Raw genomic sequence first — 18,896 nt, 5'->3', positions numbered from 1 at the left:
AAAGTCGGCGCAGTATCCGCGCCTGGAAGCTTGCCGGGTTAAGTCGCCGTTGGATATTGCGCGTTCATTTCCACGGGATTCACCTCGGCCGGACCTACGGTCTGCGCGGCTACAAACCAGGCGGCAGGGTCGCCAGAAAACTGGCGCCGCCCAGTTCCTCGGAGCGGCTCACCTGCAACTCGCCACGATAACCCTTGACCAGATCCTGGACGATCGCCAGGCCAATGCCGTGGCCATGCACGCGTTCATCGCCACGTACACCGCGTTGCAGGATGTGTACCACTTCCTCCGGAGCGATACCGGGACCATCGTCCTCCACCACAATGACCAGGCCAGCACGGCGACTACCGGCGGCCGGTGTCGGGCGCACACTCAATAGCACCCGCCGACGCGCCCACTTGAACGCGTTCTCCAGCAGGTTGCCGAGCAATTCCTGCAAATCGCCGGGTTCGCCGTGGAACCGTGCGCTCGGCTCGATGTCGAACTCGCACAGCACGCCCTTGGCGGCGTAGACCTTTTCCAGCCCACGCACGATCTCCTCGGCACTGGGCTCGATCGGCAATGGCGCGGAGAACAGTTTGTGGCCACTGGAAGCGGCACGGGCGAGCTGATAGGAAACCAGGTTGTTCATCCGCCGCAGTTGCGCGTCCAGTTCCTCGCGCAGTTCCGGCCCTTGCGCATCGCTGTCGAGCTGGGTGCGCAGCACCGCCAACGGCGTCTTCAGGCTATGCGCCAGATCGGCCAGGGTGTTGCGCTGACGATCCAGATTCTCGCGCTCGCTCTCGATGAAGGCATTGATGCTGTCGGTCAGCGGCTCTAGTTCGCGCGGGTGGCGATCGCCCATGCGGACTGCCTCGCCGCGCTGCACTTTGGTCAGTTCGTTGATCACCCGCCGCAGCGGCCGCAAGCTCCACTGCAAGATGAAAGCTTGCAACACCAGCAGGATCAGGCCGGCACCACCGAGGTTGAACCACACCCGACCGCGGAACACACGCAACTGCGCACCCAACGCGCGCGTGTCCTCCATGATGTAGATGGTGACCGGGGTTTCCTTGTCTCGACGCACGTAAGCCAGGCCGATGCCGTAGCGATAGACCTCGCCGACGCTGCCGTCGATTTGGGTCATCGGCCAAGGGCCGTCGAAGGTTTCCTGGCGCGGCTCAAGCATGCCGCCACGCGGCGGCAATGGGCCTTCGCTGGACATCGAGATCCAGCGCTCGTTGGGCATCACGATCTGCGCATACAAACCGCTACCGGGGCGATCAAAATGCGGATCGGGCGGCGGCTTGTCGTTGTTGATGTACAGCGACCCGTCGCGGGCCACGTCGATATTGTTGGCGTAGGCGGTGGCGTAGCTTTTCAGGCGCTCGCGCAGGTTACTCAATGCCGTATCGGCGAAGGCCTGATCCAGCGCGTAGCCGGCTGCGGCCAGGAACGCCACCAGACTGAGACTGGCGGCGAGCAACTGGCGCGCCTGCAAAGAACGTGGGCGCCAGCGCTTATACCAACTGGATCGTGCCGCCACGCGGTCGCTTCCTTAGCTTGTTCGCGAGCGGCTGCGATCAGCCTTCGGTGCGCGGAATCGCGAACCGATAGCCGCGACCGCGCACGGTCTCGATCGGCTTCAACTCGCCGTCCGGATCCAGCTTCTTGCGCAAGCGCCCGATGAACACTTCCAGCACATTGGAGTCGCGGTCGAAATCCTGCTGGTAGATGTGCTCGGTCAAATCGGCCTTGGAGACCAGTTCGCCCGCGTGCATCATCAGGTACTCGAGCACCTTGTACTCGTAGCTGGTCAGGTCGACATTGCTGCCGCTGACACTGACGGTTTGCGCCGCCAGATCCAGCGCGACAGGGCCGCATTCCAGGGTCGGCTTGCTCCAGCCAGCGGCACGGCGTAGCAGCGCGTTCACCCGCGCCAGCAACTCCTCGACGTGGAACGGCTTGACAAGATAATCGTCCGCGCCCTGCTTGAGCCCTTCGACCTTGTCCTGCCAGCTAGAACGCGCGGTAAGGATCAACACCGGGAACTTCTTGCCTTCGTCGCGCAAGGCCTTGATCAGCTCCATGCCCGACATCTTCGGCAAACCGAGGTCGATGATGCCCACATCGAAGGGCACCTCACGGCCCATGTACAGGCCTTCCTCACCATCCTGCGCCGCATCCACCGCAAAGCCTTCGCGCTTCAGGCGAGCAGCAAGGGTCTCTCGCAACGGAGCTTCGTCTTCGACCAGAAGGATACGCATGAACTCTCCCTAGTAACTGACAAATGGCCAATGGCCGGAACGGTGTGTAACAGGCTGAACGGACTATCCATACTCACGGGTGATCGTGGTGTGGTGATTAGTCAGGCTCGTTGGGCCTGGTCGGCTGCGGCGGCGCGTGAGCGGGCTGCGGGTCGTCCATGTAGCGCACACGTCCTCGTCCGTCCATATACTTGATCCGGTTGATATCGTGGCCATCGAACGGCACGCGCTCAGCACCCAGGATCTGCCCGCCGGTGGACCGCTGCACGCGCCGCACCGCATCAGATAGAGAATTGCCCGCCGATTCGCGACCGCGCGCCGGCTCCGAGGGAGCGACTGGTCCCGGAGTGGATTGCGGCGGCCCCCGGTCGTGACCAGCCGCAGCCGACGCGAGCGCAAGCGCAATCACGGCGGCAAAACGACAATGGCGTAGAACGGAGAAGATCACGACGGGCATCCTAACGGACTGATCGGGGATGTTCAAAATTTGTGAAATTCGGCACCTTTCAGGAACGCGATGGCGACGTCAAATTTGAGCCAAATTGTTGATTTTTCGGGGTGAATCCGGTCTGAACTTTCCCATCCCGCCTCCAGCCGGTTCAGTGAAATGAATTTCACTCGCCACGACTGAACAGCACCGTCAGGCCGCCAACGCCCCTCTGCGCAGGGGTTTGCGGGCACAGAGGACAGGATCGCCAGACACCGCAGCAACCTGAACGCAGCAACGTAATAGGGGGCGAAAAGACCCCACAGGGCGCGCGGAGAACACAGCCACGACAGCCCAGGGATGCACCATCCGCTCACCTGGCCCGAACAAACCCAGGGTTTAGCCGCTGCGCTCAGGCAGCCACGCGGCGCACGCCTTGCGTGACCTGGATCGCCTGCTCCAGCAGCCCCCAATCCGCGCCAGAGCGATGCGCGCCCTCGCTGAGCACCTGACGGAAGGCGCGGCCACCTGGCTGGCCATGGAACAACCCGAGCAAGTGCCGCGCGATATGCTTGAGCGCCAGCCCCTCGGCCAAACGCGCCTGCACGTAGGGCTGTAATGCACGCAGTAATTCCACGCGCGGTCGTGGCGTCGCGCCGGTCAGGGCGGCGTCCAGCCGATGCAAGACGTAAGGGTCGTGATAGGCCGCCCGCCCCAGCATGACCCCATCGACCGCCGCCAACTGCGCCTGCGCCGTTTCCACGTCGGTCAGACCGCCGTTCAGCACGACCTGCAATTGCGGACGTTCGCACTTGAGCCGATATGCCCAGTCGTAGCGCAACGGCGGCACCTCGCGGTTCTCCTTGGGCGACAAACCCTGCAGCCAGGCATTGCGCGCATGCACGACGAACAGACGGCATCCCGCTGCCGCCACGTGATCGACAAACGCCAGGAATGTGGCGTAGTCGTTGTCCTGATCGACACCCAGCCGGCACTTCACCGTCACCGGCACGTCCACCGCCGTCGCCATGGCCGCCACACATTCGGCCACCAGGCCCGGCTCACGCATCAGGCAGGCGCCGAAACGCCCGGCCTGCACCCGGTCGGACGGGCAACCGCAATTCAAGTTGATCTCGTCGTAGCCCCAGTCCTGGCCAATCCGCGCTGCTTGCGCCAGCAGCGTCGGATCGCTCCCCCCCAACTGCAACGCCAGCGGGTGCTCGGCCGCATCGAAATCCAACAGACGTGCGCGATCGCCCAGCACCACCGCATTGGCATGCACCATCTCGGTATACAAGCGCGCCGACGGCGCCAGCAGCCGGTGGAATACTCGGCAATGGCGATCTGTCCAATCCATCATGGGGGCAACGGATAGGCGCAGCGAAGCGGCGTAGCGCGCGGGCAGGTCGGCAGCGAGGAGCGGGAGCGTGGTCGGCACGGCAGGGCAGTGGTGTCGGCGGCACGCCGCAGCACTAGGGCTTTGACTTTGGGATCAATAGCTTACACCTTCGCCACGGACGTTGCCGGTGCGAGCGCGCATTCCTGCCGGAGATTGCCGCAGCCGGATCGACTGCGGCCTCAAGGGCTCCCTCCCTACTTGCGCAGGTAGAGCGTCTTGTTGCCAAAATCGATAACCGCCCCTGCGTTTACCAGGAAATCCGCTCCCAGCATTCCTCCCAGCGCCTCCCCGGCTGGGCGAGGCTTGCTCGAATACGCATACTGATCCTCGATCCATGCATCCTGCGTGGGCTTGGACGACCAGTCGCCAATCCGCACAACAACCGGATGCTTGGTCAGATAAGCGTAATTTTGCGCCCCCTTGGGGCCCGACATTAGCTTGCTCTCCTCGGACTTTTCCACACCGGCCTGACTCGCGAATTCCGGGTCGATGTCGACTTCCCCGACCGTGCTGACGGTCATCGACCGCTCCACCGAGCCAAGCGCCGCTCTGACGGTATAACGCTCTTGCTCCTTGTCGAACTGCATGGGCACGGCCACATATCCCTTGGCCAACAAGCTTGCACGCAGGGTCGACGTCTGCATGGCATCGGGACTCACCAACACACGCTTGCCGGGATAATCCAGCACCACGCGATTTGCGGCGATCCATTTGATCCCCAGCATCCCCACGCCGTTTTTAGGCTCTGGCGTCTCGAAAACAGACACCGGCACGTTCACAGCGTTGGCCTTGCCCATCGTGAGCAGGTTCAATCTACCGCCGTCGAGTCCGAGCGGACTGAGCTTGCCCGGCTCTTGGATTCCGTAAGTACCCCGATGTTGCAGATCTCTAACTCCCACCTCGTTAGCGACGTGATGGACCAACTGCATGTAGAACGACGCATTCGAATGCACCATCATCTGGTAAGGATGCCCGTTCAACTGCACGTTGATAACCGGGCGCGTGGCCCCACCGAGTTTGCGGTACACGAATGGCACCGTCGCGGACTTGTCCGCGGCTGGATCAGCCGTCGTGGCACCTGCGGTGATGACCGCAATGAGAAGGGACACACACACGCCGGAGCGAAGGAAAAGCGCATTAAGCATGAAAGGTTACCTGGGTTGGAAAGACGCACCCGCGCGGCGCAACCACAGGTGGTAGGTGCCGCCCGAGACAGCCCCCATCCGTGCGCCCGCCCATCGCGGCACTGCCAACATATCCCATGGAATACATGGCTGCCCTGTGCCAATCGACCTATCGTCTCAGGCCTTTTCACTGCCATTCCATGCGCATAACAGTGCAACAGACTGCCCGATTGCAGAGACATCGCGTTTGACCCGGGGTGTTTTTCCTCCGCCAACTCTCAACCAATTCTTCAACCTTGAACAAACGCATGCCGCCGCCAACCGCAGCGCAACGGCGCGCAACCGGATCGGTCGGCGCGCGCATCGCCGGGCCACCATTCACCATCGCGGCAGACACACCGGCAATGCCGCTTGACCGCCAGCCAAATTCAGCCTATGGTGCGCTCGCCGAAGGTATCCATCGCTTCATTCGGATGAAGGGATGGATTTAAACGGGAATCCGGTGAAGGCTGGCGCCGCAAGCGCCCTCCCATTCCGGAGCTGCCCCGCAGCGGTGAATGGAAACGACCTCCGTCAATGGCACAGGGTGGCGCATGCCGGCCTGGGAAGCGACGGATAGTAGGCGCGCAGCCGGCACGGTGCGCATGTCCATCAGCCCGAATACCGGCCCCGGCCGGAGGACAGTGCGTCCTCTGATTCGACCTGGCACCTCCGCGGGGAGGCGGCTGGAACCGTGACGTGGCCTCGCGCTGCGCCACGTTTTCTGCCTGCCCGCAGGGTATCGGTTCGCCCGCGGGGGCGAAGGTCGCTGGTGTGACGAGCGTTCCGTGCAAGCGGGCGCGCGGCGCGCGGTTCCTTCGTTCCTCAATGCCCTTGACCGCAATGAGGAAACGCAACATGACGATCGTGACTAATCTCGGCTTCCCGCGCATCGGTGCGCGGCGTGAGCTCAAACGCGCGCTGGAACGCTACTGGCGCCGCGAAACCGACAGCGCGCAACTGCAAGACACCGCGCGCGAACTACGCCAGCGTCACTGGCAACTACAATGCGAGGCCGGGGTGGATGTGCCGCCCAGCAACGACTTCAGCCTGTACGACACAATGCTGGATACCGCATTCCTGTTCGATGCGATCCCGCAGCGCTATCGCGCGCTCGCCGATGCCGACCCGCTGGCCGGCTACTTCGCGATGGCGCGCGGCACGCAGGAAAACGGCCTGGATCTGCACGCGCTGGAAATGACCAAGTGGTTCGACACCAACTACCACTATCTGGTGCCGGAGCTGGCACGCAATCAGCATTTCCGTCTGCGCGGCGACAAGCCGCTGGTCGAGTTCCTGGAAGCCAAGGCGCAGGGCGTGCTCACCCGTCCGGTACTGATCGGGCCGGTGACGTTCCTGGCACTGTCCAAGACCGTGGACGGTAGCGACCGTTGGGCGCTGCTGGATAGCCTGCTGCCGGTCTACGCCGAACTGCTGCAGAAACTGCAAGCCGCCGGCGCGCAATGGGTGCAGATCGACGAACCTGCGCTGGTGCTGGATCTGGACAAGGCGACACAAGACGCCTACCGCCGCGCCTATGCCTTCCTGGCGCAGACACCGCGACCGAAGCTGCTGTTGACCACTTATTTCGGCGAGCTCGGTGACAACCTGGAATTGGCGATGGCGCTGCCGGTGGACGGCATCCATGTGGATCTGGTGCGCGGCGTGGCGCAGTTGGATGCCGTGCTGCAGGCGCTGCCGGCAGACCGCATCCTGTCCGCCGGCTTGGTCAACGGCCGTAATGTGTGGCGCACGCCGCTGGACAACGCGCTGACCCTGGCGCGCTATGCCAGCGGCCATCTCGGCAGCGAACGGCTGTGGCTGGCACCGTCGTGCTCGCTGCTGCATGTGCCGGTGGATCTGCAGCAAGAAACCCGCCTGGATCCGGATCTGTTCAGTTGGATGGCGTTCGCCAAACAAAAACTGCAGGAACTGCGCACGCTGGCCGATGCGCTGGATGACCTGCCGCAAGCGCAGACGGCGCTCGCCGCCGCGCGCGATGCCCTGGCGGCGCGGCGCGCTTCCACGCGCGTGCATCGCCCCGAAGTGGCGCAACGTCTGGCCGCGCTCAACGAGAATGCCGGACACCGTCAAGCACCGTATACGCAACGCAAGCAAGCGCAACAGGCCGTACTGCAACTGCCGGCTTATCCGACCACCACCATCGGCTCGTTCCCGCAGACCGAGCAGGTGCGTCAGGCGCGTGCGCAGCACAAGTCGGGCAAGATCAGCGATGCCGAGTACGACGCGTTCATCGCCGCAGAGACCGAGCGTTGCGTCCGCATCCAGGAACAACTCGGTCTGGACGTGCTGGTGCACGGCGAGTTCGAGCGCAACGACATGGTCGAATACTTCGGCGAACAACTCGACGGCTTCGCCTTCACCCAATACGGCTGGGTGCAGAGCTACGGTTCGCGCTGCGTGAAACCACCGATCATCTACGGCGACGTGCAGCGTCCGGCACCGATGACGGTGCGCTGGTCGCAGTATGCGCAGTCGCTGACCGATCGGCCGATGAAGGGAATGCTGACCGGCCCGGTGACGATGCTGCAGTGGTCGTTCGTGCGCGACGACCAGGAACGCGCGCAAACCTGCCGGCAGATCGCACTGGCGCTAAGCGATGAGGTGCGCGACCTGGAAGCCGCCGGCATCAACGTGATCCAGATCGACGAACCCGCGTTCCGCGAGGGCCTGCCGCTACGCAGCGCCGACTGGCAGGCGTATCTGGACTGGGCGGTGCAGTCCTTCCGCATTAGCGCGGCGGGCGTGCGCGATACGACCCAGATCCACACCCACATGTGCTACTCCGAATTCAACGACATCATCGAATCGGTGGCGGCCATGGATGCGGACGTGATCTCGATCGAAACCTCGCGCTCGCGCATGGAATTGCTCGAAGCATTCGTGCGCTACCGCTATCCGAACGGGATCGGCCCGGGCGTCTACGACATCCATTCCCCGCGCGTGCCCAGCACCCGGGAAATGGTGGACCTGCTGGACAAAGCCCGTGCGGTATTGGATCCGCAGCATATCTGGGTCAACCCCGACTGCGGCCTAAAGACCCGCGGCTGGCCGGAGACGCGCAGTGCGCTCCAGGCAATGGTGGAGGCGGCGCAGCAATTGCGCACGCAACACGCCCAGGCCGCGTGAAGTAACGATGCCCGGCGCAGCAGTGCGCCGGGCATCATCGAACAGCTCGCTATTTTCATGATGAAACAATGACGGCACAAGATATTTGCCCGTGACAATCAGACTGCTATAACGAGTCCGAATTGCGTGGCGACGGGCATGACGGCGTCCTCGCAGCCGTGCAGGCAGCACCCTACTCTCTGCATCCACGTGTGATTCACACTCATATGGAGAGTGCATCATGCTAATCAGACGTCCTAAACTTTACGCAGCTTGCATCCTATGTCTGGTCATTCCCGCCACTGCGTTGCAGGCGGCAGAACTGATTCCGAAACAATTGGCCGGCCCGCCGGAAGAATTCGCGCAGATGCGCGCACCAGCGCCAGCAGAGACCGCGATCCTCTCCAGAAGCGCGCTACTGCCAGTGGAATTCTCAGCTGCGCATAGCGGCAGCCCCGCGCAGTGGCATGCCACGCTCCCGGTGGAGAACGGCAAATTACATTTTTTGGTCCTGTCCAACGGACACGATTGGCAGCCACGCCTGAGCACGCCAGCAGCAGCCAACGCGACCACCACTGTGCTCACTCCCAGCGCCCAGACAGGTCGCCTGGGGTCTGGCAAAGCCGCCGTGCAGACGCTCGATTACCAAGTGGACAGCGCCGCCAACGGCGACTGGACCCTGACCCTTCAGGCGGACAACAACACCGCCCAACGCGGCTACGTGCTGATGGAGGGCGACGCGCGCACCCAACTGGCCTCGTATCAGAGTGACCGGCGGCAACTGCAGCGTGGTCAACGCATCGGCCTGACGGCCATGCTCAGCAGCATCGATGCGCAGGGCACTATCACGCTTGGCAAGGCCGGCGCTGGTCGCATCGACAACGCACAACTACGGGTGATCGCGCCAGATGGCACAGTCAGCCAATGGCCAATGGCCGATGACGGTCGCCACAACGATGGTGCCGCCGGCGACGGCGTGTATGCCGGCGATTTCGCGGCGACGGCGACCGGCACCTACGTCGCGCAAGTGGTGGTGCACGGCCACGACACCAGCGGTCAGGCTTTCGTCCGCACCAGCGAGCATGTGCTGCCGGTGCTGGACACGACCCTGCGCATCGCGACCGATGCGGTGGTCGCCAACGCGCAACCTGGCACCCGGCTGACCTTGCCGATTCCGGTGCGCACTGGCGGCAGTCAAACGCCGGCGCACTATCGCGTGCTCGGCGAACTGTGGGGCACCGGCCGCAACGGCACTGCTGTTCCGGTCGCCTGGCTCGGCGGCATGATCGCACCGCAGGACGGACGCTTGCCATTGAGCCTGGACGAACGTTGGATCGTGCGTGCCGGTGCGCACGCGCCCTTCACCCTGCGTCATCTGCGTGTCGAGGATCCGGACAATTTCGTGCCTCTGGCCACGCGTGACACGCTGGCGCTGACGTTGCCGACATTGCGCAGCGACAGCATCGCCCGCGGTGGTGCCATCGACGAAAGCATGCGAATGGGCGAACGCCCGGCGACCGTGCGCACCCTGGACCGTACGGAACCGCAAGGAACTGGCCAGAAGTTGGTGCTGGTACACGGCTACTGCTCGGACGGCAATGTATGGCCGCTGCAGCAGTTCACCAATGCGGCGTTGTTTTTGGACATCGACCAGAATCGCAGCAACGACCAATTCGCGCAGTTGCTTGGGCAGTTCGGTAGCCAATGGCATTCCTTCGGCACCATCGCGCATAGTCAGGGTGGCATGGCCGCGTTGCAACTTTACGCCTATTACTGGAGCGGCCTAGACAACGCCAGCGGTGGCTTGGTGATGCAATCCGTGGGCGCGCCCTATCAGGGCACGAACCTGGCCGGCGTCATGGCCACGGCAGGCAAGTACTTCGGCAAGGATTGCGGCCCCAACAGGGACATGACCTACGATGGCGCCAAGGCATGGCTGGCCGGCATTCCCAATTCGGCACGCGCGCTGGTGCACTACTACACGACCTCGTTCACCAAGAAGCGGTGGTACGACAGCTTCTGCGACAAGAGCACGGAAATGGTGCTGAGCGATCCGAATGACGGCATCGTCGAAGAAGTCAACGGACAGTTGCCCGGTGGCGTCAACATGGGCCACACCACCGGCGAATGCCACAACACCGGCATGAACTATCCAGCGCAATATCTGGACGCCAACCGCAACGCGACAATGAACGCCAGCGCGGCACGCTAACCGTCGGATGGAATCGGCGTGCGCCATGCCGGCGCATTCCGATTCCCCGGCTCAGTGACCGACACACCGCCAGCGGACACTGAGCACAAAGCAGGCTGCGGGTGTTCGACATGTCCACACACGCACCGGCCAGATGCGCTCGAGTTCGATCCGTGCCAACCACCATGCCTGCCGCTCGACGCGAGCATGCACTCGATGTCGCCAAAAAGTGCTGGAAACGATGGCGCGTTACGCCTGCCCAGCACGGCGCGCAGCCACCTTGGCCAACGCCGACCAATCCAAGTCGCCATCGCCATGGGCAATCGCCTCGATGAACTGATCGCGCAATACCGCCGCAAGCGGCATCGGCACATGCCGGGTCTCGCCCGCGCTCAAGGCCAATCGCACGTCCTTCAATCCCAGCGTGGCCTTGAAACCAGCCGGGCTATAACGCTGCTGCGCGATCATGTCGGCATAGGTCTGGTAGGCCGGCGCGGCGAACACGCTGCTGGTCAACATGAGCAGAAACTCCGCCGCTTCCACACCATGACCGCGCACCAGTGCTGCCGCCTCGGCCATGGTGCCAATCGCGCTGGCCAAACACAGGTTGGCCGCCAGCTTGACCGCGTTGGCCTGCTCCGGCGCCGCACCGAAGTACCAGGTCTTGCGCCCGAGCACGTCCAGCAGCGGCTGCACCCGCGCCAGCGCGGCGTCATCACCGGCAGCGAGCAAATTGAGTTGGCCGGCAGCGGCCACCTCCGGACGCCCCAGCACCGGCACCGCCAGATACGCAACGCCACGCTCGGCATGCAACGCACTCAGTTCGCGCGCCAGCGCCACCGAGATCGTGGCCATGTTGACGTGGACGCTGCCGGCGGTCAGTGCATCCAGTGCGCCGCGTTCGAGTAGCGTCTCGCGCACCGCCGTATCGTCGGCCAGCATCGAGAACAGCACCGGCGCACGCACGGCCTGGGCTGGTTGCGCTACCAGTTGCGCACCCGCCTCGACCAACGGCTGCGCCGCGTCCGTGCTGCGGTTCCAGACGGTCAAGGCATGTCCGGCGCGCAATAAATTGTGCGCAATCGGCTGGCCCATCGTTCCCAGTCCGAGAAACCCGATATTCATTGCATGCTCCTTGAAGGAATCCACCGGCTGGCCACAATCGACATGCTTGAGTCGAAGCGCATCATGCATCGAACAGGCTGCGTGCCGCATAAGGCGCACAGCGCATGTACTGCGGTGCTGGACGCACGGTGGCGCCCAACGCCGCAGCGGCATGCCACGGCCAGCGCGGGTTGTAGAGAATGCCACGCGCCAAGGCGATCGCATCGGCGCGGCCTTCGACCAGAATGGCTTCGGCCTGCTGCGGTTCGGTAATCAAACCCACTGCGATCACCGGCATGTTCACCGCGCGATGCAGGGTCTCGGCCAATGGCACTTGGTAACCCGGCGCGACCGGAATCCGCTGGCGGCGGTCCAGTCCACCACTGGATACATGCAGATAATCGCAACCCTGTGCCTGCAACGCTTGCGCCAGCACCACGCTTTGAGCAGCGTCCCAGCCGCCTTCGATCCAATCGGTGGCCGAGATGCGCACACCCACCGCGACCGTGGACGAAACCGCCGCACGCACTGCCGCATGCACGCGCAGCAATAAACGCATGCGATTGTTCAAGCTGCCGCCGTAGGCGTCTTCGCGCAGATTGCTCAGCGGCGACAGAAACTGGTGCAGCAGGTAGCCATGCGCGGCATGCAACTCGATAAGCGCGAAACCGAGCCGCTCGGCGCGCTGCGCCGCAGCGACGAACGCGGCGATAATCGCATCGATTCCCTCCAGGTCCAGCGCCTGCGGCGGCACGTCATCGGCCGCGAAAGGCTGCGGCGATGGTGCCACCGTCTGCCAGCCATTCGGCTCGGTTGGCGCAATCGCAGCACCACCGTCCCAAGGCGTGTGCGTGGATGCCTTACGTCCGGCGTGAGCAAGCTGGATCCCCAGCGGCATCGGCGACCAACGCCGCACGGACGTCACCACCTCGCGCAGCGCCGCCTCGGTGGTGTCGTCCCATAGCCCAAGATCGGCAGGGCTGATGCGCCCGCGTGGCTCCACCGCCGTGGCTTCCAGAATCAGCAATCCGGCACCGGACTGCGCCAACTGCCCCAGATGTTGAAGATGCCAGTCATTGGCGCAGCCGGCATCGGCGGCGTACTGGCACATCGGCGCGATCACGATGCGATTGGATAGCGACAACGGCCCCAATGCGAGGGGCGAAAACAACAGGCTCACGATGGCATTCCGCAAAAGACGCCCGCACGATTCGGGCAGATAGCTATTGCACGCTTACCACGGCGGTGGATCAACCACTGCCGATGGATCAGTTCGTGTCCGGATTCGCAACGCATCGTGCTACACCAGGCCAGCAGGGGGCTGCAGGAATGCCAGCGCCTGCGCGCACGGCTGGGGCACTTTCAGATCCAGCAAATCGTCGGCGCGGGTACGGCCCAGATTGATCGCGGCAATCGGTATGCCCGCCTTGGCCGCCGCCTGCACGAAGCGAAAGCCGGAATAGACCATCAACGAGGAACCCACCACCAACATGGCGTCGGCCTGCTGCAGATGCGCGAATGCGCTAGCCACGCGCTCACGCGGGACGTTTTCGCCAAAGAACACCACGTCCGGCTTGAGCACGCCGCCACAATGCGGACACGCCGGCACGACGAACGCAGCGAAATCCACATCATCCAGATCGGCATCGCCATCGGGAGCCTGCCCGGCCTGCAGCGTCGCCCAGTGCGGATTGTGCTGCAGCAGGTGCTGCTGGAACGTTTCGCGCGGCATGCGCTGCTCGCACTGCATGCAGCGCACCACATCCAAGCGACCGTGCAAGTCGATCACCGCGCGGCTGCCGGCAGTCTGGTGCAGGCCATCCACGTTCTGAGTGAGCAGCAGCGCGACCTGCCCGCGCGCCTCCAGTTGTGCCAACGCGGCGTGCGTCGCGTTGGGCCGGGCATGGCCGAAGCGCGGCCAACCGATCAGGCTGCGCGCCCAGTAGCGCTGCCGCGTCGCCAGCGCGCCCATGAACGCTTGATAGGTGACCGGCGGGGTGCGCTTCCACTCCCCGGCGGCGTCGCGGTAATCGGGGATACCCGAATCGGTGCTGCAACCGGCGCCGGTGAGGATGAACAGGCGACGATGGCGCGCAACGAACGCCTCCAACGCGGTGACCGCCGCATGCGCGGAGTCGGACGGATCCTGCAGCAACTGGGGCATGGCGCAGCTCCCGGAAATGGTCTGGATGCGCCGCAACCGCTCAGCCGAGCCCATCGACGACGCTACACTCGCCTCTATCTTGGGCATGCGGCGCGTAGACGCAAGACCCCGTCGCCATCGCGGCAGACGCGCGAGGTAGCGCACAGGCGTGACGCGATCTCACCCCGGCATCGCTCTGCTACCGCCGCGGGGCGAGCGGCGACGTGCCGACGCGAGGCTGCTGTGCATCGCGCTGAACAGCGTTGGACGCAAGTGTTGACACCGGCATGCGCACGCCTTCACTGCGACCTCGTGCCAGGCGACTTACAGGGTACGCTACGGTCCTGATGGCTGCTGAGGCTGTGGTGGCGCGTCTTGCAGGACTCACCAGACCGTTGCTGACTAACCGCAGCGCGCACGCACAGCAGACTCAACCCAGATGCGCGCGTACTGCTTCATCGATCTTTGCAGGCGGCACGAAGCCGGGCACGCGCGCCACTTCCGCGCCGTGGCGGAACAGCATCAGCGTCGGAGTCTGGCGCAGACCCTGAGCACGGAAGAACGCTTCGCCCACGTCTTCCATTTTCACCTTGAGCAAGGTGACGCCTTGCGCGCTGTCGCTCTCGGCGAAGCGCTCCAGCGATTTGTCCAGCATGCGACAGCCGGGGCAATTGTCCTTGTTGAAATCGGCCAACACGCGCGGGTGTGCGGCGAGTGCATCGGCGAACTGCTCTGGGCTGGAAACAGTGATGGTGGTAAGCATGCAACAGAACCTCGTATGGCGCGTGACTCACCGCGCGGCAACGGCCAGCGCGAGAGCGGAAAGGAAAAAACGGCGCAATCAACCACTGCCATGCACGGGCAGCACCGCAACACCAGCCTGACCGACCGACGCAGGGCGCGCGGCGCGCAACGCCAACACCTGCGCGCACCAGGCATCGATCGCCGCCGTATCGCGATCTCCATGCGGCATCTGCTCGATCTCCAGCAGCGGATAGGCGCTATCGAAGAACCGCGCGATGCGCTTGACCGCACCACAATAGTATTCCAAACCCCACTGCGTCTCGCCGGTACCGAATACTGCCACCTCGGCATGCCGGCCTGCCGCTTCGACCAGTTCGGCGATGTAGCGCTTCATTTCCGAGGGCGTGCGGCCGGCGTTATCGGTCCAACTGCCGAGCAGATGCAGATCAAAGCCGGCGGCACGCGCCGGATCGCACAGTGCGCCGTGCAAGGTCTGCAGATCGGTGTGGATCCAGGTCACTTGATGACCAGCGGCCTCGCACTGCGCATGCACGCGGCGGGCGACGTCGCGGGTGTTGCCGCTGAGCGAGGCGTAGGCGAGCAGGATCTGCATGACGATGGATGTGTGCAACAAGCAGCGCGCGCGATGCGGATCGAACCGCGCGCGGTCTGCTTACAGGTCGTCGAAGCCGTTGTCAGAGTTGGTCTTCTTGTAACTGGCGTTACGCATTTCGAAAAAGTCGGTCTTGGTCTCGGTGAAGTTGTCGGCGTAGGCCTTGATCCACGGCATCACGTTGTCGCTGGCACCGGTGTACAGTTTTTCGATACCGAGCATGCCGGACATCTTGTTGGCGCGGTACTTCACGTACTGAATCATCTCGTCCACGTCGATGCCCTCGATGCCGTCGAGCACTTCCGAGGACCACTCGGTTTCCAGGCGGATCGCGTGCTCGAAAGCCTGGTGCACGTAGTCCGTCAGTTCGTTGGTCTGCAGCTCGGCGTTCTCGCCGATGATGGCGCGGATCAGTTCGCTGATGAACTTGGTGTGGGCCAGTTCGTCGCGGTTGATGAAGCTGATGATCTTGCCGGTGCCGGTCATGCGGTTCTGCCGCACGAGATTGTAGAAGTAGGCAAAGCCCGAATAGAAGTTAATGCCTTCCAGAATCGAGGACTGGATCAGTGAGCGCAGCAGAGTCTCGGCGGTCTTCTCGCGCATGAAGTCGTCATAGGCCTGCATGATCGGCTGGTTGCGCGCAATGATGGTCGGATGCGTGCGCGCGATTTCGAACACGCGGTTCTGGTCGGCCAGACCGGCGATCGACGCCAGGACGTAGGAGTAGCTCTCGTTGTGGATCACTTCCTGCTGGCCGATGATCGCGGCATTGGCGTGCGCGGCCGGGTCGGTGATGTATTCGGCAACGTTGTAGATGAAGCGTGTCTGCGGCGAATCCAGCGTGGCCAGCAAGCCGATGATCGAGTCGTAGGCATTCTTCTCGCGCGCCGACAGTTCGCTGTACTGCTTGGCATCGCCCTTCATGTCCACTTCGTCGGGAATCCAGAAGTTGGTCGACAACTCCTTGTACGCCCGATAGAAGGACGGATACGGGATGTCGTTCCAGTTGAGGATGCCGCTGGTGGTGCCGTTGATGATGCCGGTGGACCGGTTGGGGTGCAGCGGTTCGAGAATTTTGATGCGATCGAGCGCGATGGCCATGGTGTTTGCTTCGTAAATCGGGTGAACGGCGCCGACATGCGGCGCGACGGAACCGCGCGACGCGCACCGGGATATCCCTGGCGTGCGCGTCGCTGGGCGCTAGGTGCCGGCGATCAGCTGGAGCACCACTCGCATTCGCTGATATCGATGTCGTTGGAACGCACGTAGTAGGTGGTCTTCAGGCCTTCCCTCCACGCGGTCATGTGCAGGTCCAGCAGCGTGCCGGCGCGAATGCCGCTGGGCACGTAGAAGTTGAAGCTGATCGATTGATCGACGTGGCGCTGACGACGAGCATTCTGGCGCACGCTAGCGAACTGGTCGACCTTGTAGGCACCCTTTTCGTAGTACGGGTAGGTGTCCACGTTCAGCCCCGGCGCCACCACCGGACGACGGAAGTCCTTCTTCTCTTCGTAGTAGAACGCGCTGTAGATCGGGTCGATCGACGCGGTGGAACCGGCGATCTGTGCGGTACTCATGTTTGGCGCCACCGCCACCATCCAGGCGTTGCGCACGCCATGCACGCTCACCTGCGCGGCCAGCTCCTGCCACTGCGCACTGTCATAGCCGCGCTTGCTGAAGTACTCGCCGTTCTGCCAGTCGCTGCCCTTGAACACCTTGTAGGCGCCCTTTTCCTTGGCCAGCGCCAGGCTCGCCTGGATGGTCAGGTAATTGATGCGCTCGTACAGCGTGTCGCTGTAGTCCTCGGCCTGACGCGAGTTCCAGTCGATGCCCTTCTGCGCCAGCAAGTGATGCCAGCCGAAGGTGCCCAGGCCAATGGCGCGGTACTTCTGGTTGGTGATGGTGGCTTGCGGCACCGGCAGGTCGTTGAGGTCGATGACGTTGTCGAGCATGCGCACCTGGATGCGGATCAACCGCTCCAGGATGTCCGGCGACAGCAGATCCGGCTGTGCGGTGACCGCACGGCCCAGGTTGACCGAGGACAGGTTGCACACGACGAAGTCGCCAGCCTGTTTGGTGGTCACGATCTGATCGCCGCTGATCATCTCCTGGATGACCCGAGTCGGGCTCATGTTCTGCAGGATCTCGGTGCACAGGTTGCTGGAATAGACCATGCCCTGGTGCTTGTTCGGGTTCATACGATTGACTTCATCGCGATAGAACATGAACGGATTGCCGGTCTCCAGTTGGCTGACCATGATCCGCTTGAACATGTCGATGGCCTTGACCACCTTGCGACCGATGCGTTCGTCGGCCACCACTTCCTCGTATTTGGCGCGGAAACTGCCTTCGCCACGCTTTTCGTCGAAGAAGTCCTGCAGATACCAACCCTTGACCTCTTTCACTTCATACGGGTCGAACAGATACCACTCGCCACGACGCTCCACCGCTTCCATGAAGATATCCGGCACGCACACCGCGGTGAACACGTCATGCGCGCGCAGGCGCTGATCGCCGTTGTTCAGGCGCAGATCCAGGAACGCCTCGATATCGCGGTGCCAGATGTCCAGGTACACGGCGATGGCGCCCTTGCGCTGGCCGAGCTGGTCCACCGACACGGCGGTGTTGTTGAGCTGCTTGATCCACGGCACCACGCCGCCACTGGAGTTCTTGACCCCACGGATCGCCGAGCCGGAAGAACGCACGTAGCCCAGGTAGGCACCGACGCCACCACCATGTTTGGACACGCGCGCCACGTCGGTGTTGGAGTCGTAGATGCCTTGCAGGCTGTCGTCGACGGTGTCGATGAAGCAGCTCGACAACTGCCCGCCGATCTTGCCGGCGTTGGACAGGGTCGGTGTGGCGACGGTCATGTACAGGTTGGACAGCGCCCAATACGCCTCGCCGACCAGTTGCATGCGGCGCTCACGCGGTTTTTCGTCCTGCATCAGGTACAGCGCGATGGTCAGCCAGCGCTCCTGCGGCAGTTCGTAGACCTTGCGCGAGTTGTCGGTGGCCAGGTAGCGCGTGGCCAGCAAGTACAGGCCGTTGTAGGCGAACAACTTGTCGCGCTCGGGATCGATCATCCGGCCAGCCTCGGCCAGCTCTTCCTTGGAATAATTCTTGAGGATGTCGATCGAATACACACCGCGATCGGCCAGGCTTTCCTGCAGGCCGACGTAGGAGCCGTACTTCTCGCCGGCATCGTAGAAACGGTTCTTGCTGGCGCGCTTGTACAAGCGGTCCAGGTACAGACGCGCGGCGAAGTACTCCCACTCCGGGGTGGCGATGTCCACGCGCGATTCGGCTTCGCGAATCAGGTAGTCGACCATCTCGTCGGCAGACAGGCTTTCCTTCTTCTCGATGAAGGCGAACGCCTTGCGCTCGTAGTCGCTCACGTCCAGTTGCGGAAACTCGGCGTGGATCCGATCCAAAGTGCGCTGCAGGCGCGAACGGTCGAAAGCCATGCGGCGGTTACCGCCGTCCTTGACGATCCAAGTGACGGCGCGCTGATCGTTGCTTGGCTCGCTGCTGGCCGTGGTGGGCTGCGCGATGGCGGCGGCGGTCGTGGAATCGACGGCGTCGTCGATGGAAGCGGCAGCCGGCAGGCTGTGGGTCTGGCTCATGAAAATCTCTCCAAGCGTTATGCACACAACCACCCGCCCCCCCCTCAGGCAGCGGTCCGACCGAATCGGCGAAGGTGATGCGGTGTCACGGAAAACCAGCAGCACAGGCGG

The 18,896-nt window shown here is 63.4% G+C and carries 14 protein-coding genes and 1 riboswitch; of the genes, 2 read left to right on the top strand and 12 right to left on the bottom strand.

From position 1 onward, the window contains the following. Positions 1–109: 109 nt before the first annotated feature. The 5 genes from XALGPE39_RS01090 to XALGPE39_RS01070 form a co-directional block, all read right to left on the bottom strand. On the bottom strand, positions 110–1,480 hold the full coding sequence (locus XALGPE39_RS01090; protein ID WP_200893894.1) for an ATP-binding protein: 1,371 nt from the start codon (positions 1,478–1,480) through the stop codon (positions 110–112). An 82-nt stretch (positions 1,481–1,562) separates the two neighbouring features. Further along, complete coding sequence (locus XALGPE39_RS01085; RefSeq protein WP_003469280.1) at positions 1,563–2,246, bottom strand: response regulator transcription factor; 684 nt, start codon at positions 2,244–2,246, stop codon at positions 1,563–1,565. Between the two features lie 97 nt (positions 2,247–2,343). Further along, positions 2,344–2,694, bottom strand: a complete 351-nt coding sequence (locus tag XALGPE39_RS15390) for a hypothetical protein (RefSeq protein ID WP_152624935.1) — start codon at positions 2,692–2,694, stop codon at positions 2,344–2,346. A 391-nt stretch (positions 2,695–3,085) separates the two neighbouring features. Next, positions 3,086–4,111, bottom strand: a complete 1,026-nt coding sequence (gene dusA / locus XALGPE39_RS01075; protein ID WP_045726630.1) for a tRNA dihydrouridine(20/20a) synthase DusA — start codon at positions 4,109–4,111, stop codon at positions 3,086–3,088. A gap of 155 nt (positions 4,112–4,266) precedes the next feature. After that, positions 4,267–5,217, bottom strand: coding sequence for a hypothetical protein (locus tag XALGPE39_RS01070; protein ID WP_045726629.1), 951 nt, complete (start codon positions 5,215–5,217; stop codon positions 4,267–4,269). A gap of 413 nt (positions 5,218–5,630) precedes the next feature. Further along, positions 5,631–5,883, top strand: a riboswitch (cobalamin riboswitch). Between the two features lie 210 nt (positions 5,884–6,093). Here XALGPE39_RS01070 and metE point away from each other — a divergent pair. Both metE and XALGPE39_RS01055 read left to right on the top strand, forming a co-directional pair. Beyond that, positions 6,094–8,385, top strand: coding sequence for a 5-methyltetrahydropteroyltriglutamate--homocysteine S-methyltransferase (gene metE / locus XALGPE39_RS01060; RefSeq protein ID WP_045726627.1), 2,292 nt, complete (start codon positions 6,094–6,096; stop codon positions 8,383–8,385). A gap of 220 nt (positions 8,386–8,605) precedes the next feature. Beyond that, positions 8,606–10,576 (top strand): choice-of-anchor X domain-containing protein, encoded by a 1,971-nt coding sequence (locus XALGPE39_RS01055; protein WP_045726626.1) that lies wholly within the window; start codon positions 8,606–8,608, stop codon positions 10,574–10,576. A gap of 228 nt (positions 10,577–10,804) precedes the next feature. Here the strand turns inward: XALGPE39_RS01055 and XALGPE39_RS01050 are convergent, their stop codons facing one another. The 7 genes from XALGPE39_RS01050 to XALGPE39_RS01020 form a co-directional block, all read right to left on the bottom strand. Continuing rightward, complete coding sequence (locus XALGPE39_RS01050; RefSeq protein ID WP_045728861.1) at positions 10,805–11,680, bottom strand: NAD(P)-dependent oxidoreductase; 876 nt, start codon at positions 11,678–11,680, stop codon at positions 10,805–10,807. Positions 11,681–11,741: 61 nt separating this feature from the next. Then, positions 11,742–12,839, bottom strand: coding sequence for an NADH:flavin oxidoreductase/NADH oxidase (locus XALGPE39_RS01045; protein WP_045728860.1), 1,098 nt, complete (start codon positions 12,837–12,839; stop codon positions 11,742–11,744). A gap of 120 nt (positions 12,840–12,959) precedes the next feature. Continuing rightward, complete coding sequence (locus XALGPE39_RS01040) at positions 12,960–13,823, bottom strand: NAD-dependent protein deacetylase (RefSeq protein ID WP_045726625.1); 864 nt, start codon at positions 13,821–13,823, stop codon at positions 12,960–12,962. Positions 13,824–14,232: 409 nt separating this feature from the next. Next, on the bottom strand, positions 14,233–14,565 hold the full coding sequence (locus tag XALGPE39_RS01035) for a thioredoxin family protein (protein ID WP_045726624.1): 333 nt from the start codon (positions 14,563–14,565) through the stop codon (positions 14,233–14,235). 78 nt (positions 14,566–14,643) lie between these two features. After that, entirely contained in the window at positions 14,644–15,159 is a 516-nt protein-coding gene (locus XALGPE39_RS01030; RefSeq protein WP_045726623.1) for a flavodoxin, read from the bottom strand. A gap of 60 nt (positions 15,160–15,219) precedes the next feature. Beyond that, positions 15,220–16,260, bottom strand: coding sequence for a ribonucleotide-diphosphate reductase subunit beta (locus tag XALGPE39_RS01025; RefSeq protein ID WP_045726622.1), 1,041 nt, complete (start codon positions 16,258–16,260; stop codon positions 15,220–15,222). A gap of 113 nt (positions 16,261–16,373) precedes the next feature. Continuing rightward, entirely contained in the window at positions 16,374–18,785 is a 2,412-nt protein-coding gene (locus tag XALGPE39_RS01020; RefSeq protein ID WP_045726621.1) for a ribonucleoside-diphosphate reductase subunit alpha, read from the bottom strand. Positions 18,786–18,896 lie beyond the last annotated feature (111 nt).

It is taken from the genome of Xanthomonas sp. GPE 39, from assembly GCF_000963005.1.
In the GTDB taxonomy this organism is placed as follows: domain Bacteria; phylum Pseudomonadota; class Gammaproteobacteria; order Xanthomonadales; family Xanthomonadaceae; genus Xanthomonas_A.
This window is presented reverse-complemented; position numbering and strand designations above follow the sequence as displayed.

What these genes read in the sequence shown, in the direction of transcription:
- XALGPE39_RS01070 (WP_045726629.1), bottom strand. Translation starts at nt 5,217, where the DNA reads ATGCTTAATGCGCTTTTCCTTCGCTCCGGCGTGTGTGTGTCCCTTCTC.
- metE (WP_045726627.1), top strand. Translation starts at nt 6,094, where the DNA reads ATGACGATCGTGACTAATCTCGGCTTCCCGCGCATCGGTGCGCGGCGT.
- XALGPE39_RS01020 (WP_045726621.1), bottom strand. Translation starts at nt 18,785, where the DNA reads ATGAGCCAGACCCACAGCCTGCCGGCTGCCGCTTCCATCGACGACGCC.
- XALGPE39_RS01050 (WP_045728861.1), bottom strand. Translation starts at nt 11,680, where the DNA reads ATGAATATCGGGTTTCTCGGACTGGGAACGATGGGCCAGCCGATTGCG.
- XALGPE39_RS01040 (WP_045726625.1), bottom strand. Translation starts at nt 13,823, where the DNA reads ATGCCCCAGTTGCTGCAGGATCCGTCCGACTCCGCGCATGCGGCGGTC.
- XALGPE39_RS01025 (WP_045726622.1), bottom strand. Translation starts at nt 16,260, where the DNA reads ATGGCCATCGCGCTCGATCGCATCAAAATTCTCGAACCGCTGCACCCC.
- XALGPE39_RS01035 (WP_045726624.1), bottom strand. Translation starts at nt 14,565, where the DNA reads ATGCTTACCACCATCACTGTTTCCAGCCCAGAGCAGTTCGCCGATGCA.
- XALGPE39_RS01055 (WP_045726626.1), top strand. Translation starts at nt 8,606, where the DNA reads ATGCTAATCAGACGTCCTAAACTTTACGCAGCTTGCATCCTATGTCTG.
- XALGPE39_RS01085 (WP_003469280.1), bottom strand. Translation starts at nt 2,246, where the DNA reads ATGCGTATCCTTCTGGTCGAAGACGAAGCTCCGTTGCGAGAGACCCTT.
- XALGPE39_RS01030 (WP_045726623.1), bottom strand. Translation starts at nt 15,159, where the DNA reads ATGCAGATCCTGCTCGCCTACGCCTCGCTCAGCGGCAACACCCGCGAC.